Origin of the sequence: Streptomyces katrae, assembly GCF_000966975.1 — a bacterium.
Taxonomy (GTDB): Bacteria; Actinomycetota; Actinomycetes; order Streptomycetales; family Streptomycetaceae; genus Streptomyces; species Streptomyces katrae.
The window spans coordinates 1-387 of record NZ_JZWV01000455.1 but is presented as its reverse complement, the minus strand read 5'-3'; the positions used below and the strand labels follow the sequence as shown (position 1 = coordinate 387).

General features: G+C 81.1%; 1 protein-coding gene. It reads left to right on the top strand.

All coding sequences use genetic code 11. The annotated features are described in order from the left end of the window. The coding region (locus VR44_RS45055) for a hypothetical protein (RefSeq protein WP_045948384.1) at positions 1-214 on the top strand (214 nt) is incomplete at its 5' end. Between the last annotated feature and the right edge of the window lie 173 nt (positions 215-387).

Below are 387 nucleotides of genomic sequence, written 5' to 3'. Positions count from 1 at the left end.
CGCGGGCACCGCCCCGGCGACCCTCGCGGAGGAGAAGCTCGCCCTGACCGCCGCCCTGCTCCGGCTGCGCCGCTCCCGCCCGGAGCTGTTCAGCGGCTACGCCCCCCTGACCGCCCACGGCCCGGCGTCCGGCCACTGCCTGGCCTACACCCGCCCGGGCGGGCTGGTGGCGGTGGCCACCCGCCTGTCCCACCACCTGACCCTGACCACCTGACCCGAGCGGGCGGCTGGCGCGACACCACCCTCCCCCTCCCCCCGGGCCCCTGGCTCCCCGCCCACGGCCCGACCCCGCCCGCCCCCCACGAGGGCGAGGTCCGGCTCGACCGCCTCCTGGCGGCGGGGCCGGTGGCGGCACTGGTACGGGCGGGGTGAGGGCGGGGCCCCGTG